The sequence below is a fragment of the Treponema sp. Marseille-Q4132 genome (assembly GCF_014334835.1).
GTDB classification, from domain to species: Bacteria; Spirochaetota; Spirochaetia; order Treponematales; family Treponemataceae; genus Treponema_D; species Treponema_D paredis.
Genome location: NZ_CP060591.1, coordinates 1,944,011 through 1,956,834, shown reverse-complemented (window position 1 = coordinate 1,956,834; position 12,824 = coordinate 1,944,011). Strand labels below are relative to the sequence as shown.

The 12,824-nt window shown below is 49.6% G+C and carries 12 protein-coding genes, 1 tRNA gene and 1 other RNA gene; 6 read left to right on the top strand and 8 right to left on the bottom strand.

Features of this window, described 5'->3' with window-relative positions; translation table 11 throughout:
- The first annotated feature begins 258 nt into the window (after positions 1-258).
- Both H9I35_RS08925 and ffs read left to right on the top strand, forming a co-directional pair.
- Positions 259-344: transfer RNA gene (locus H9I35_RS08925), tRNA-Ser, on the top strand.
- Positions 345-348: 4 nt separating this feature from the next.
- Positions 349-447, top strand: an RNA gene (gene ffs / locus H9I35_RS08920) — signal recognition particle sRNA small type.
- A gap of 122 nt (positions 448-569) precedes the next feature.
- Here the strand turns inward: ffs and H9I35_RS08915 are convergent.
- The 3 genes from H9I35_RS08915 to ybaK all read right to left on the bottom strand — a co-directional run bounded on the left by H9I35_RS08915 (position 570) and on the right by ybaK (position 2,672).
- Positions 570-1,271: a YfcE family phosphodiesterase gene (locus H9I35_RS08915; RefSeq protein WP_187419066.1), complete on the bottom strand. Its 702-nt coding sequence runs from the start codon at positions 1,269-1,271 to the stop codon at positions 570-572.
- 5 nt (positions 1,272-1,276) lie between these two features.
- Positions 1,277-2,101, bottom strand: a complete 825-nt coding sequence (locus H9I35_RS08910; protein WP_187419065.1) for a hypothetical protein — start codon at positions 2,099-2,101, stop codon at positions 1,277-1,279.
- 88 nt (positions 2,102-2,189) lie between these two features.
- Positions 2,190-2,672 carry a Cys-tRNA(Pro) deacylase gene (gene ybaK, locus H9I35_RS08905; protein ID WP_187419064.1) on the bottom strand — a complete coding sequence of 161 codons (483 nt, stop codon included), beginning with the start codon at positions 2,670-2,672 and terminating at the stop codon, positions 2,190-2,192.
- Positions 2,673-2,986: 314 nt separating this feature from the next.
- Between ybaK and H9I35_RS08900 the strand changes: the two genes are divergently transcribed.
- Complete coding sequence (locus tag H9I35_RS08900; RefSeq protein ID WP_187419063.1) at positions 2,987-3,901, top strand: DUF4097 family beta strand repeat-containing protein; 915 nt, start codon at positions 2,987-2,989, stop codon at positions 3,899-3,901.
- Here H9I35_RS08900 and H9I35_RS08895 read toward each other — a convergent pair.
- Positions 3,867-4,043 (bottom strand): hypothetical protein, encoded by a 177-nt coding sequence (locus H9I35_RS08895; RefSeq protein WP_187419062.1) that lies wholly within the window; start codon positions 4,041-4,043, stop codon positions 3,867-3,869. The genes H9I35_RS08900 and H9I35_RS08895 overlap by 35 nt on opposite strands.
- 84 nt (positions 4,044-4,127) lie before the next feature.
- Here H9I35_RS08895 and H9I35_RS08890 point away from each other — a divergent pair, with 84 nt between their 5' ends.
- Entirely contained in the window at positions 4,128-5,552 is a 1,425-nt protein-coding gene (locus H9I35_RS08890; RefSeq protein WP_187419061.1) for a lyase family protein, read from the top strand.
- A gap of 442 nt (positions 5,553-5,994) precedes the next feature.
- On the opposite strand, the gene H9I35_RS08885 is transcribed toward H9I35_RS08890, so the two are convergent.
- Positions 5,995-7,194 (bottom strand): integrase catalytic domain-containing protein, encoded by a 1,200-nt coding sequence (locus tag H9I35_RS08885; protein ID WP_187418950.1) that lies wholly within the window; start codon positions 7,192-7,194, stop codon positions 5,995-5,997.
- 165 nt (positions 7,195-7,359) lie between these two features.
- On the opposite strand from H9I35_RS08885, the gene H9I35_RS08880 reads away from it, so the two are divergent.
- Positions 7,360-8,694: an acetate kinase gene (locus H9I35_RS08880; protein ID WP_187419060.1), complete on the top strand. Its 1,335-nt coding sequence runs from the start codon at positions 7,360-7,362 to the stop codon at positions 8,692-8,694.
- A gap of 49 nt (positions 8,695-8,743) precedes the next feature.
- A complete protein-coding gene (locus H9I35_RS08875; protein WP_187419059.1) occupies positions 8,744-9,400 on the top strand; it encodes a C39 family peptidase in 657 nt (218 codons plus the stop codon).
- Between the two features lie 43 nt (positions 9,401-9,443).
- Here H9I35_RS08875 and H9I35_RS08870 read toward each other — a convergent pair whose 3' ends face one another.
- From H9I35_RS08870 to H9I35_RS08860, 3 genes are all read right to left on the bottom strand, one after another.
- Positions 9,444-10,205 carry an aldo/keto reductase gene (locus H9I35_RS08870; RefSeq protein ID WP_187419058.1) on the bottom strand — a complete coding sequence of 254 codons (762 nt, stop codon included), beginning with the start codon at positions 10,203-10,205 and terminating at the stop codon, positions 9,444-9,446.
- A 70-nt stretch (positions 10,206-10,275) separates the two neighbouring features.
- Positions 10,276-11,712, bottom strand: a complete 1,437-nt coding sequence (locus H9I35_RS08865; protein WP_187419057.1) for a glycine--tRNA ligase — start codon at positions 11,710-11,712, stop codon at positions 10,276-10,278.
- Positions 11,713-11,884: 172 nt separating this feature from the next.
- Positions 11,885-12,775: a DUF4349 domain-containing protein gene (locus tag H9I35_RS08860; RefSeq protein WP_187419056.1), complete on the bottom strand. Its 891-nt coding sequence runs from the start codon at positions 12,773-12,775 to the stop codon at positions 11,885-11,887.
- Between the last annotated feature and the right edge of the window lie 49 nt (positions 12,776-12,824).

Here is a 12,824-nt window from a genome sequence, read left to right as displayed (position 1 = left end):
CGGATGTTGTGAAAACGTTAGGGGATTCGAACCGGAACGAGCGCCGAGCAGGGGCAAGGATGAGCCCGCCGGATGCGGGCGGAAGCGAGTGCAGGCGCCTGAAGCGAGCAGGCAGGGATGCTTGCGAGCACAAGGCGAATCCCCCTCTTTCCGGACAGCATGTATCGTAGATATCGTTGGGATTCGAACCGGAACGAATGTCACACGGAAAATCGTTTTTATTATTCATCGATTTACCTTCATACTGAAAATATTTTAGGAAAGATGTCCGAGTGGTTTAAGGTACACGCTTGGAAGGCGTGCGTGCCCAAAAGGCACCGGGGGTTCGAATCCCCCTCTTTCCGCTATGCCCAGGTGCCATGCAGCCGAACGCCGGCAAACCCCGTCAGAGCAGGAATGCAGCAGCGGTAGTCGGATGTCCGGCGTGCCGTGGATTACCTGGGCTTTTTTGATTTATCGATTTTCAATTTTACTTTACAACTTTATGGACAGCGGCCGAACGAAGAAAAGGGAATGCAGCCGAAGCGCCGTTATCCGCCGCATACCTGTGTACCCGCAGCTTCTCCGGTCTAGATCCACAGCGACATTTTTTTCGGTGTAAACGGCGTAAAGCGTACGCCGTCGAGATGCACGTCGATGCGGTAAAAAACGGCGTTGCTGTTTTTTCCGTCGAGTTCAAGAACGGCAAACGAGGGAGGCGTGAGAGAACGCGGATAGGATATGCTCCCGGGGTTTACGATGTAGACGTCCCGACGCATTTCGGCTGCAATATGCGTATGCCCGTAGAGCGCGATGTCGGCGCCGGCCGCTTCGCATTCGCGTTCGATTCTCTCCGTTCCGTAATACGCGCCCTGTTCGTGACCGTGCACCGCATAGATCACGTGACCGGCCGCTTCAAAAATTTGCCTCTTGGGAATGATCAATTCATAAAAAACCTCGGACGATTTTTTGCCGGCGGGATTAAAACGCACGGGAAACCTGTCGGCGTCTCCGTTGCCTTCGACAAAGGCTGCAACCGGCGGAACAAGCTTGGCAAATGCTTTGTCGCTCGCCGCATCGTCCATACACGAAACGAAATCGCCCGCACCGTCGCCGCAAAAAACGAGAGCATCGCACGAAGGACCCGCCTTTTCAACGATAAGGCGGAAAAGTTCACGCTGCCCGTGAGAATCGGAAAGAACGAGAATGCGCGCACTTTCTTTTTTCGCAAGAGAATCGATATCGCGCTTTGCGCCGAGCAGATGACGCTCCGTCTGTTTCAGCGTAATCATGAAAATCAATCACTCAAAATGAAATGATTGACGGACTGCAAACCCGATTCGGGATCGACATAACGGCGCAGCTTCGCCTTTCCGACGATTTTTTTCAGATATGTAAAAAGGTCGTTGTTTTTTGCAAGCCGGCCGTCGACCGAAAGCATAAAATCGACGGAGCGACGGACAAAATCCGGCACTTCTTTTACGAAAGTCTGTTCCGATTCGTTTTTAATAATTCCGTCAATGCCGGCTTCCTGCGCTTTATCGAGTACGATATCCGCAGTACCTTCCGTCCCCGATACGTCGTCCTGTGAAAAAAAAGAAAACACGGGAAAGGGAAAAGTACCGTCGTATTTATCCTGCAGGTGAGCGATTCCGAAATGCGTATTTTCCGGCGCACCGAGCAGGATGAGACCGCGCAATTTTTTTTCGCCGACAAGAAGCGGGAGCTCCGCAGCAACGGAACGGGAACCTCGCTTAAAGTCATCGGGGAAAACTATCGGCAAAATACGACCGCCGTCCGAAGAGGCGCCGTATACGGCGGATAAAGCTTCCGTCACGGAAGCGACAAAGGCCGCATCGTTATAGCCGTAGCCGAAAAATATGCACACGGCTTCATCGGAAACGTGCCACAGCTGCGTCGGACGTTTGATATTCGCAGCGTCTTCTCCTGCAGTTGAAACGGAAAGCACACCTTCTCCCGTCATCGCTGCGGACGGATTTGTTTTGCCGCCGCACGAAAACAAGAGGACGCACAGCGCGGTTACGATAATCGTCCGCACGAATTTCGAGTTTTTCAAAAATGGAAGTTTTCCGACTTTTTTATTCGCCATATCGACTTTCATGTTTTCCCGTCAAAGCCTTTGTACGAAGTATAGCGGATTTATCCGCTCGTGAAAAGAATACGATTGCCTCTATAAAAAGTATCCGATTTTACAACGCCAAATCGCAAACAAGCGCATCGCAGGCTTTTATCAAATCTTCCGGTTTGATGATGATCTGCCCTCCGCGTACGCCGGCGCTGATGTAGATTTTTTCGCAATCGAGCGCGCACCTGTCTATAAAGGTTCTATATTTCCGCTTCATGCCGAGCGGCGAACAGCCTCCGCGCACATAGCCGGTCAACTGCAAAAGTTCATCGGGCTTTACCGGATCGATCTCTTTTGCACCTGCGGCGGTCCGCGCTTTTTTCAAATTGATTTCGTTTACGGCGCTTTCACAAAACACGCACAGCTCTTTCGTTTCCGTGCGCATGACGATTGTTTTAAAAACAAGCTTCGGATCGATGCCGAGTTTTTTCGCAAGCGTTTCGGCAGCTCCCCGTCCGAGTTCGTGTTCTCCGTCATCGTCGTATGAAGCCGTTTCATACGGAATGTGCGCGCTTTCAAGGATGCGCATTGCATTTGTCTTTTTCATACATTTATACTACAATAATATCGAATGTCAGCGCACGGGGCAACCGCATCGGAAATATAAACTAAGAAAAAAGGTGCTGGTAAATAAAACGAGGCGGAACGCGAGGCAGAGGCACTGCCGCCGAGCCGCTCTGACCGATGGCAAGCAATCTTTTGCTAAAAAGATTGCGCAGTCCGATTCCGATTACGGTCAGTCGCGGTGAACGGCAGGGCTGCTGCCGGGAGTGCAGCCGTTTTTTATACTGCCGACTATTTTTATTAATATATATTTCAAATACGTTTGTCTTGATAGCAAGGAAGAAAACAGGAAGCTGTATGGATCATCATGCAAAGACGGCGATTGCGATAATCGCAACGCTCGTCATCGCCGTCGGCGCGGAAATACTGCTGATCAGCCGTTCGAACGGCGGCAAAGCGGAAAAACCGGCGGAACGAGGAAAAGAAAAATCGAAAACCGAAACGGTATTTTTTCAATCGGACAGAATATCCGAAATCAAAGCGGACGTCTCTTCGTGCGATTTGAAATTTTCTCAATGGGACGAATCACGTATCGAGCTTTCGATCACGTCCGACCGTAAACAAAACGACAGACCCTATGCCGTCCTCAAAGATAACGCCGTCGTCATCGCCGAAGACAGGCAGGAACACACGATGCTCGACCGCACGGAGATCGATATAAAAGTGCCGCGGACGATGCCGATCGAAATTAATAATTTTTTCGTTTCGGTCAAAACGACGAGCGGCGCCGTCAGCGTAAGCGGCTTTACATGCGGTGTATTCGACGTAAAAACCGCAGGCGGTAAAATCGTGTTCGATGCGTGCTCGTTTACGGCGCTTTCGCTCGCAAGCGAAACGGGCATGATCGTATGCGGCGACACCGACGCAAAAAGCGCACACATAGCGGCGGAAAAAGGCCGGATAAGCTACAGCGGCTCGTGCGATTATATCGATGCGGCATCTCAAAAAGGCGGCGTCAATTTCAGCGCAAAAACCATGATGAAAGAAGCGTCGTTCTCATGCGAAAGCGGTTCGGTAAACATCGCGCTGCCGGAAAACGACGGCTACTTGCTCGAATACGCAGCACCCGACGGCAAAGTCAAAGATGCGTTTACGAATACCGATGCGAAAGGCAGCGGTTCCGTACGGTATAAAAACGGTGCGGCATCTCTCAAGATAAAAACCGAAAGCGGCAACATCAATATAACGCGCTTTCCGTCTTCCGTCCGCTGATAAAGGGCAGACGGGGCGTTGCGGGGTGTCCCCGCTGGAAGGGGCAGCGGACGAGCGCATGAACGGAGCAAGCGGAAAAGATGATTTTTCGCTTGCGGAGGAATGCGGGCGGAAGCGAGGGGGAGACTTCCCCCTTTGTCATTTTAATAAATTTTATTAAAATAAAATCGAAGCGTCAGAGCGGAAGCGCATTGCAAGTTTTCCGTTTTTCCTGCATACTTTCCGCATGAAAACCCGTTCCGTTTTTGAAAATATTTCGCCGTTGGATCACCGTTATTCGATTTCCGAAAAAGACGTATACGATAAACTCGTGCGCTGCATTTCCGAAGAGGCGGCGGTGCGCTCGTGTGCGAAAGCCGAGGCCGCGCTCGTAAAAGCGCATTTCGAAGTGCGAGGCGCGCTCACGTCTGAAATCGAGGAGGCAATCGATGCGGCGGCAAATACCGTCGATCCCGAAGAAGTGTACGCCGAAGAAGAAAAGACGCAGCACAATATCCGCGCGCTCGTCAACGTGATGAAGCGGACGGTTCCGAGCGAAATCGCGCCCTTCGTTCACTTGGGCGCGACGAGTGTCGACATACTCGACACGGCGCTTGCACTTCGCATGCGGGACGTTATGCAAAACGTCACCGTGCCCGAATTGAAAGCGCTCGAAAAAGCGCTCTGCGATATCGTACTGCGCGATGCCGAAACGCCGCAAGTCGGGCGCACGCACGGTCAGCACGCCGTTCCGATTACCTTCGGCTGGACGATTGCGGAATTCGTTTCGAGGCTCGGAAAATCGATTATTAAAATCGAAGAGCTTGCAAAGCAGCTGAAAGGAAAACTTGCAGGTCCCGTCGGCGCGTACAACGGGCTTTCGATGATCGTCAAAGATCCCGAAGCTTTGGAGCGGCGCTATCTCGCATTTCTCGGTCTCGAACCGAGCGAATATTCGAATCAGCTCGTCGAACCGGAATACCTTTTACGATTGCTGCTCGAATGCAATACCGCCTTCGGCATCATCGCAAACCTCGCCGACGATTTGCGCAATCTCCAGCGTTCGGAGATCGGAGAAGTGTTCGAGTATTTCAGTTCGACGCAAGTCGGTTCGAGTACGATGCCGCAAAAGCGCAATCCGTGGAACAGCGAGCACGTAAAGTCTTTGTGGAAAGCGATGTGTCCGCGCGTAATCACGTTTTATATGGATCAGATTTCGGAACACCAGCGTGATTTGACGAACAGCGCGAGCCAGCGTTTTATCGCCGATTATGTCGCGGGCTTTACGCTGGCGGTGAGCCGCATGAAAAAAGTCGTGTCGGGTTTGCAGGCTGATACGGAAGCGATGGCGAAGACGCTTGAAAATGCGGGCGGCAGAGTAAAGGGCGGAGTACTTGCGGAGCCGGCGTATATTTTACTCGGAGAAGCGGGTGTGAGCGACGGTCATGAAATCGTCAGAAAAATTACGCTCGAATGCGAAAAGACGGGAGAGCCGTTTTTTGCCGTACTGAAGCGCCACACCGATGCTTTTAATAAAATAACCGAGCAGCTGAAAAAACTCGGCATCGAAGACGCGGAAACGTTTTTCGAAAACCCCGCGCGCTACCGCGGGCTCGCTGCGGAAAAATCGAAGCGCATCGCGGAAAAGTACGCGGCGCTGATGAAAGGTTGACACGGAACGCGAAAGACAATGCGGCGCTCGCTCCCGTATCCGGCGCGCCATCAGATGTAGGACTTACGCATAGAAAATGTATACACAGGAAAGAGGCGTATAATAAAATAAAAAAGGAGGAACGCGAGGCAGCGGCAATGCCGCCGAGCCGCTCTGACCGATGGCAAGCAAAATTTCGAAGAAATTTTGCGCAGTCCGATTCCGATTACGGTCAGCCGCGGCACTTGCAACGAGCGCGAAGCGCGAAGTTCCCCGCGCAAACGGCAGGGCTGCTGCCGGGAGTGTAGCCGATTTTTACGTTACATGTCATCTTTTTACGATTAAAGTTTCTCATGCATAATTCCCGGTACCCGCGCGCGACTGCTGCGGCGGTACCCGTATTTCCTCACGTAAAAATCTAACCGAAACGATTTCGGTTCCTCAAGTAAAAATCTAACCGTAGCTATGACCGTTGCACCGCCATAGCGATAAGCTTACGCTGCAAGAGTTGTGTCTTGTCAAGCAGCTGTTGTAAATCCAATCTGTTCTTTCTCCTGAAAAGCTCAGCTTTTACCGCCTTGCTTACCTCCTTACTTTCCATAAGCCTTCGGTAGGGAGTCTTAGCCGCATCATATTTCTTTATGACCTTTGCGTCTATTCGTTGCTTTGCAATAATCTTCATCGAGGGAAAAAAGAAATTAACGAGCTTATTATAACTTTCATACAGTTCTGCTAAGACAACACAGGCAGCTTCTCCCTCAAATCGATAGTAGCCGACAATACGCCTTACCACGCTGTCGTTTTTCTGTTCAACAAAACAGTTGTCATTTTTTTTGTACGACCGGCTTCGGGTGAACGTAATATGATTTAGTTCACACCACTGCAAAAGCTGTATATTTTTGAACTCACGTCCGTTATCGCTGTCAATGCCTTTCATAGCAAAGGGTAAGTGTATTTTCACGTCCTCTGTCGCTTCTTTGACCCACCGATGAGCTTTATTCAAAAGCGCACGATTTTCCGTCCATCCTGAATGAACGTCGGTGAGTGTCAGGGTACAAATATACTGTCCTTCCGTAGTTGTACCGCAATGAGCGACCGTATCGGCTTCGAAAAAGCCCGGTTTTCGTTCGTCCCAATCGAAGAAGGTGCGGATCGGAATGAGTTTATTGAGATTCTTTGCCGGTCGTGTCGTTGCAATACCGCGGATGGAATGCTTGGGGATTTCCGGCTTGAGTATCCTTGAGACCGTTGCGCTTGATATGTGAGCAAGTTTTGTTTTCAGTTGTTCAGTATAGCCGAACTTGAGGGCAAGGTAATCGATATTGTCGCGGATAAAGGGTACGAGCCGTTTTGCACACAGGTACATCGAAAATAGCCACAGTCGAATAACTTCACGCTGCACATCTTGACCGTAGTATTTTTCATAGTGCCGCTTTTTACGAGGCTTTTTGATGATCTGTACACTCTTTCTTTCGACGTTGTTGAAGTGTGTTATTTTTATGCGTGCGCTGTTTTTGAGGATGTGGATGGCGTATTTTCGGTTGTAGCCGGTGGTTGCGGTGAACTCGTCGATGATTTTCGTCTTGCGCTTCTTGTTTGCCGTACAGTAGCGTTTTGCCGTTTCTTCGGTCAATTTCTTTTTCGTTTTCATATCTAACCCCATGGTGCCCTTCCTTCGGGCTTCTATTGTGACTCAGATTTGGGTTAGATTTTTACGTGAGGAACGGCTTTTTTTTCGGTTAGATTTAACGTGATGCAATGCGGTACCTTGCGAAGAACGGCAAATACTTTTATAATAATAAACACATTTTTTATTAAGGAAGCGAGTATGGTTATTCTAACGCTTAACTGCGGTTCATCTTCCGCAAAGTACCAAGTCTACGACTGGGACGACAAAGCCGTTTTGTGTACGGGCATCGTAGAACGCGTCGGCCGCCCCGGCTCGGTCATCACGCACTGCGTCGAAGCCGACAAATATAAAATCGAAAGCCCCTGCCCGACACACAAAGAAGCGATCGAACTTATCATGAAAGAAATAACCGACGAAAAAGTCGGCGTCATCAAAGACATGAGCACGATCGGTGCCGTCGGTCACCGCGTACTCCACGGCGGTGAAAAATTCACGAAGTCGGTTATCATTACGCCTGCCGTACTCGAAACGTTCCGCGAAGTGCAGGATTTGGGGCCGCTGCACAATCCTGCAAACATCATGGGTATTGAAGCTGCGCAAAAAGTGCTGCCGAATGTTCCGCACTGCGCCGTTATGGATACCGCATGGCACCAGACGATGCCTGAAGTATCGTATATGTATGCGATCCCGCACGAATGGTACGAAAAATACCACGCGCGCCGTTACGGTTTCCACGGCACATCGTTTATGTACACGTCGAAACGCGCTGCGGTGCTGCTCGGCAAAGAGCCAAAAGATACGAATTTAATAATCTGTCACCTCGGAAACGGTGCGTCGGTATGCGCGGTAAAAGGCGGCGTCTGCTTCGATACGTCTATGGGCATTACACCGCTCGAGGGACTCGTCATGGGTACGAGGTGCGGCGACATCGATGCGGCGCTTCCGTTTTATATTATGCGCAAGACCGGCATGAGTGCCGATGAAATGGATACGGCGCTCAACAAACAGTGCGGTTTACTCGGCATCACAGACGGAAAATACACGGACAGCCGCGACATCGAAAATGCGGCGGCGGGAGGCGACAAACTGGCCTCTCTGTCGATTGAAATGTCCGCATACCGCCTTAAAAAATATATCGGCGCATACAAAGCAGCGCTCGGCCGCGTCGATGCGGTCGTCTTTACCGCAGGCATCGGAGAACACTCTCCGACCGTTCGCGGAAAAAGCCTCGAAGGATTGGACGATATCGGCATCAAACTCGATGCGCAGAAAAACGCATGGTCTTTTACCGGAAACGCGGAAACATGCATCAGCACCGATGACAGCAAAACGAAAATTTTCGTCATCCCGACGGACGAAGAACTCGTCATGACCGAAGACGCATACGCGCTCATGAAGGGTACTTACGATATCCATACGAAGTTTACATACAGCTTCCAGGATCCGAAATACGTCAATAAAGCGCGCGAAGAACTTTTGCCGAAAGATTTGGAAAAGTGTGCGAAACTTGCGGATATCATCGCGCGTCCGTAAGCCGGAAAAATCGCAAACGGGGTGCCGCTCGGCATCCCGTTTTTTTAATATGAAGATAAAACCTACCGTAATAATTATTTCTCTTATTATTTTTTTTGCGGCCGTATCGTTATTAATTTTCGGAAGAGCATTTCCTTCCCGTATAACAATAAAACCGATACCCCATGAAATAAGCCGCTCTTTACCGCTCGATGCCGATCTGCTTTACCGGCAAACCTTAAACAATTGCGGGCCGTATTCGGTCATGGCTGTTATCAATATCTTAAAAAACGACAAAATTTCTCCCGAATTGCTTGCAAGTGAAATACAGTGGAGGATATACAAAAATCTCACATTCCCGCGAGGTGTTATTAAATTATTAAATGCGTATGCGATAAAAACGAAAGAATATATTTTGAAAAACAAAACGGGAGACGAGAAAATACAATGGCTTCAAGAAAATATCGATAAGGGCTTTCCCGTAATCGTTTTAATAAAAATACAGCATATTCAACACTATGTAACGATTTTAGGATACGATGAAAACGGCTTTATGCTGTATGATTCGCTGCAGAAAAAGAGTTCCGAAAATACACGTAAAACCGTCACGGATAAAAAATGCCGCAGCGGAAATCGATATTATCCGTATGAAGAATTTATCGATTTATGGGATGCCGGCGGTTATAAAATATTTTTTAGAAACTGGGCGGCAGTGTGCAGCCTTTGAATTCACCTTACCTGTCTTTGGAAAATCTTTGCCCGTTATCTCGCTAATTAAAAAACGTGCGCAGCTTTTCGACATCTCTTTGGAACGCTTCATCGATGACCGGCGGGCGGTCGTTAAAATATAAAATCTGCGAAAGCTCTTCGAGCGTTTCCGCACCCCACAGCGGAAAAACGTTTTCGTATTGATGGAGAAAGCCGAAGGCGAGCGGAATATTCGAAAGCACGCCCCCGCACAAGGGCTGCATTGCGATAAAGCCCATATCGCGTTCCGCACACAGCTCCACGAGAGATGCTGTGTCGAGCGGACTTATCATGCTGAACGGAAATTGGATCGTTTCGTAAAGTTCCGTTTTAATAATTTCGGAAGCGGTATCAAAGTCTTCGGTTACGGCACCTATATGTTTGATTTTACCGGACGCTTTCATCGTAAGGAGCGTTTGATAGATGCCGTCTTTGCCGTCTGCCGTCGGGATAAAACTTTCAGTTTCGTATTGATACAGATCGATCGCATCGCAGTGCAGCGCGTCGAGGCTCTCATCCAAATCGCGAAGCAGTTCCTGCCCCGAAGAGGCTTTCGATTTCGTCGCGATGATGACGTTTTCCCGCACTTCGTAGAGCGCGTCTCCGAGCAGCTTTTCGCTTGCACCGTTGCTGCGCGACGTATCGAAAAAATTGATTCCCGCTTCGTACGCTTTTCGGATGAGCGTTGAAGCCGTTTCGGTATCTCCCGTATGCTTGAGCGACATGGCGCCGAAGGCCGTCCTGCTTGCGAGGAGATTCGTTTTGCCGAGCCGAACGTAATCCATACTTTATCCGTGTGACGGATGCATCGTAAGCGCACCGGCAAAATGACCGCACGGATACGATACATGATTATTAATTTCTAATGACGGGCGTGTACGATGCGATCGCTTTGTGAATTTCGGAAACCAAATCGCTTCTCTTGACGCGCGTTTGTTCCATCGAATCGCGAAAACGGATCGTCACGGTGTCGTCGTCTTTTGTTTGATAATCGACCGTAACGCAAAACGGCGTGCCGATTTCATCCTGCCGGCGGTAGCGTTTGCCGATCGTACCGCTCGTATCGTAATCGGTGACGAAATCTTCTTTGAGCGCTTTACGGACGTCCGCCGCAATTTCCGCCAGTCCGTCTTTTTTCATCATCGGGAGTACGGCGACCGTAACCGGCGCGAGACGCGGATGGAGGTGCAGCACCGTGCGGTAATCTTCGCCGCCGTCGGATGCGACGTTTTGCTCTTCGTACGCTTCACACAAAAACATGAGAAAGTTTCGGTTCAATCCGGCTGACGTTTCGATGACGTAGGGAGTGTAACGCTTGTTGCAGTCGTCCTGATCGATATAGCTCATATCTTTGCCGCTGTACTTCGTGTGCTGCGACAGGTCGAAATCCGTCCGGTTGTGAATACCTTCGATCTCTTCGAAACCGATCGGAAAGCGGTATTGGATATCGTACGCGTCTTTTGCATAGTGCGCAAGTTTATCGTGGTGTTTCCAGTGAAGATTTTTTTCTGCAATACCGTATCGCTTATAAAAATTCCAGCGCTGTTCCCGCCAATACGCGAACGCATCATCGTCGGCACCGGGCTTGCAAAAGTATTCCATTTCCATCTGTTCGAATTCGCAAGTACGGAAGATAAAATTCTTAAAGATGATTTCATTGCGGAACGATTTTCCGACCTGCGCGACGCCGAACGGAATCTTCATCCGATTCGATTGAACGATATTTTTAAAATCGACGAAAATGCCCTGACAGGTTTCCGGGCGGAGGTATACTATGGACGTGTCGCTTTGAACGGGACCGAGATGTGTTTTGAACATCAAATTGAATTCGCGCACGCCGGTATAGCTGTGCTTGCCGCACACGGGGCAGTTGACGGCGTGCTCGTCGATAAACGCTTTCATCTCTTCGTGCGTCATCGCATCTACCGCCTTTCCAGGCTTTACGTCGTGAGAAGCGCAAAAATCTTCGATAAGCTGATCCGCGCGAAAACGCGCTTTGCATTCGGTGCAGTCGATCATCGGATCGGAAAAATGAGCAACGTGTCCGCTCGCTTCCCACGTCGTGTGATGCATAAAAATTGAAGAGTCAAGGCCGACGACATCGTCGTGGAGCTGCGTCATCTCTTTCCACCACGCATTTTGAATATTGCGCTTGAGTTCGATTCCGAGCGGGCCGTAATCCCACGCGCCCGCCTGCCCGCCGTAAATTTCGCTCGATTGATATACAAAACCGCGCCGCTTGCACAAACTGATGATTTTATCAAGCGTGCATTCGTGATTCGTTTCCGCCATAGCCGTCTCCCGTACGTATCGGGCTGCTTCCGAAAACCGCAGTCTTTAGAAGTTCCCGTCACAAAAAATTATTAAGCGTTACGTTCGCTATGACGGCGATTTTACCAAAAAAAACCGTTTGTAGCAATGCGGGTATATAAGGCTGAAAAAACAGGCTGTCTTTTGCAATGCCTTATTTTTCTTTTTTACCTGCGCGGATCTTTGCAAAGAGCTTTCGAAGCACGCCGATTTTACCGAAGCAAATCCAATACAGCAAAAATGCGACGCAGAGGATCGGTATGCCGAAAATGATTATGTACAAAACGACGAATACAAAGTTGGTAAAAAACCCGACGACGGTTTCGCAGAATTCGATAAACGCCGATTTCAAATCGGGAAAGATAAAGCCTCTGTCTTCCGCGTGGTTGTACGGCAAGTGCGCTTCGATATAGATCTCCGAATAATCGATCTGTTTGGACAGACGGTTGAACTGTCCCTGCATCTGCTCGATTTCGGCCGTAATGTCGTTTATTTTCGTTTCGATTTCGAGCATGTCTTTGATATTTTTCGCTTCCCGAAGATACGATTGCAATCGCTCGAGCAAAACACGGCGAGTTGCCAAACGCGAATCCAAATCGTAAAAGCGGTCGGTAACGTCGACGCTGTCCGCGGATTTCGAAAGGATTTTACCGATAGTGCCGGACGACGACATCGCATCGTCAAAAACGGAAGACGGGATGTGTACCGTCATACCGAGCGAGCGGCCGTCTTCCGAAAAATCCGAAACATAACCGCCGAAACGCTTCGCCCACGCTTCCGCCGCCGCCTTCGTTTCGGCGAGACTCGAAACTTCAAAACGGATATTCCCCGTACGGATGAGCTTTCGGTTTTCGGGCAAGGGCAGCGCGGCATCGGAAGTAGTACCGGCGGATTTTTCTTCGGCCGCATAGACGCCGCCGGAGCGCACGGACGCGCTGTCGACTGTATATTTCATTGCAGCAAGGTTTTTACGCGCACCGCATCCGGTCAAAATAGCCGCTGCAGTAAAAATTATCAACAAAATTATAGACCGTATCCGTTTCATCAATACCTCCGGTATATTTTATTAACAACCGAAATACCGATACGATACA

Excerpts from the sequence above, each read along its gene's own strand:
- H9I35_RS08915 (WP_187419066.1), bottom strand. The coding sequence starts at position 1,271 with ATGATTACGCTGAAACAGACGGAGCGTCATCTGCTCGGCGCAAAGCGC.
- H9I35_RS08910 (WP_187419065.1), bottom strand. The coding sequence starts at position 2,101 with ATGAAAGTCGATATGGCGAATAAAAAAGTCGGAAAACTTCCATTTTTG.
- ybaK (WP_187419064.1), bottom strand. The coding sequence starts at position 2,672 with ATGAAAAAGACAAATGCAATGCGCATCCTTGAAAGCGCGCACATTCCG.
- H9I35_RS08900 (WP_187419063.1), top strand. The coding sequence starts at position 2,987 with ATGGATCATCATGCAAAGACGGCGATTGCGATAATCGCAACGCTCGTC.
- H9I35_RS08895 (WP_187419062.1), bottom strand. The coding sequence starts at position 4,043 with ATGACAAAGGGGGAAGTCTCCCCCTCGCTTCCGCCCGCATTCCTCCGC.
- H9I35_RS08890 (WP_187419061.1), top strand. The coding sequence starts at position 4,128 with ATGAAAACCCGTTCCGTTTTTGAAAATATTTCGCCGTTGGATCACCGT.
- H9I35_RS08885 (WP_187418950.1), bottom strand. The coding sequence starts at position 7,194 with ATGGGGTTAGATATGAAAACGAAAAAGAAATTGACCGAAGAAACGGCA.
- H9I35_RS08880 (WP_187419060.1), top strand. The coding sequence starts at position 7,360 with ATGGTTATTCTAACGCTTAACTGCGGTTCATCTTCCGCAAAGTACCAA.
- H9I35_RS08875 (WP_187419059.1), top strand. The coding sequence starts at position 8,744 with ATGAAGATAAAACCTACCGTAATAATTATTTCTCTTATTATTTTTTTT.
- H9I35_RS08870 (WP_187419058.1), bottom strand. The coding sequence starts at position 10,205 with ATGGATTACGTTCGGCTCGGCAAAACGAATCTCCTCGCAAGCAGGACG.
- H9I35_RS08865 (WP_187419057.1), bottom strand. The coding sequence starts at position 11,712 with ATGGCGGAAACGAATCACGAATGCACGCTTGATAAAATCATCAGTTTG.
- H9I35_RS08860 (WP_187419056.1), bottom strand. The coding sequence starts at position 12,775 with ATGAAACGGATACGGTCTATAATTTTGTTGATAATTTTTACTGCAGCG.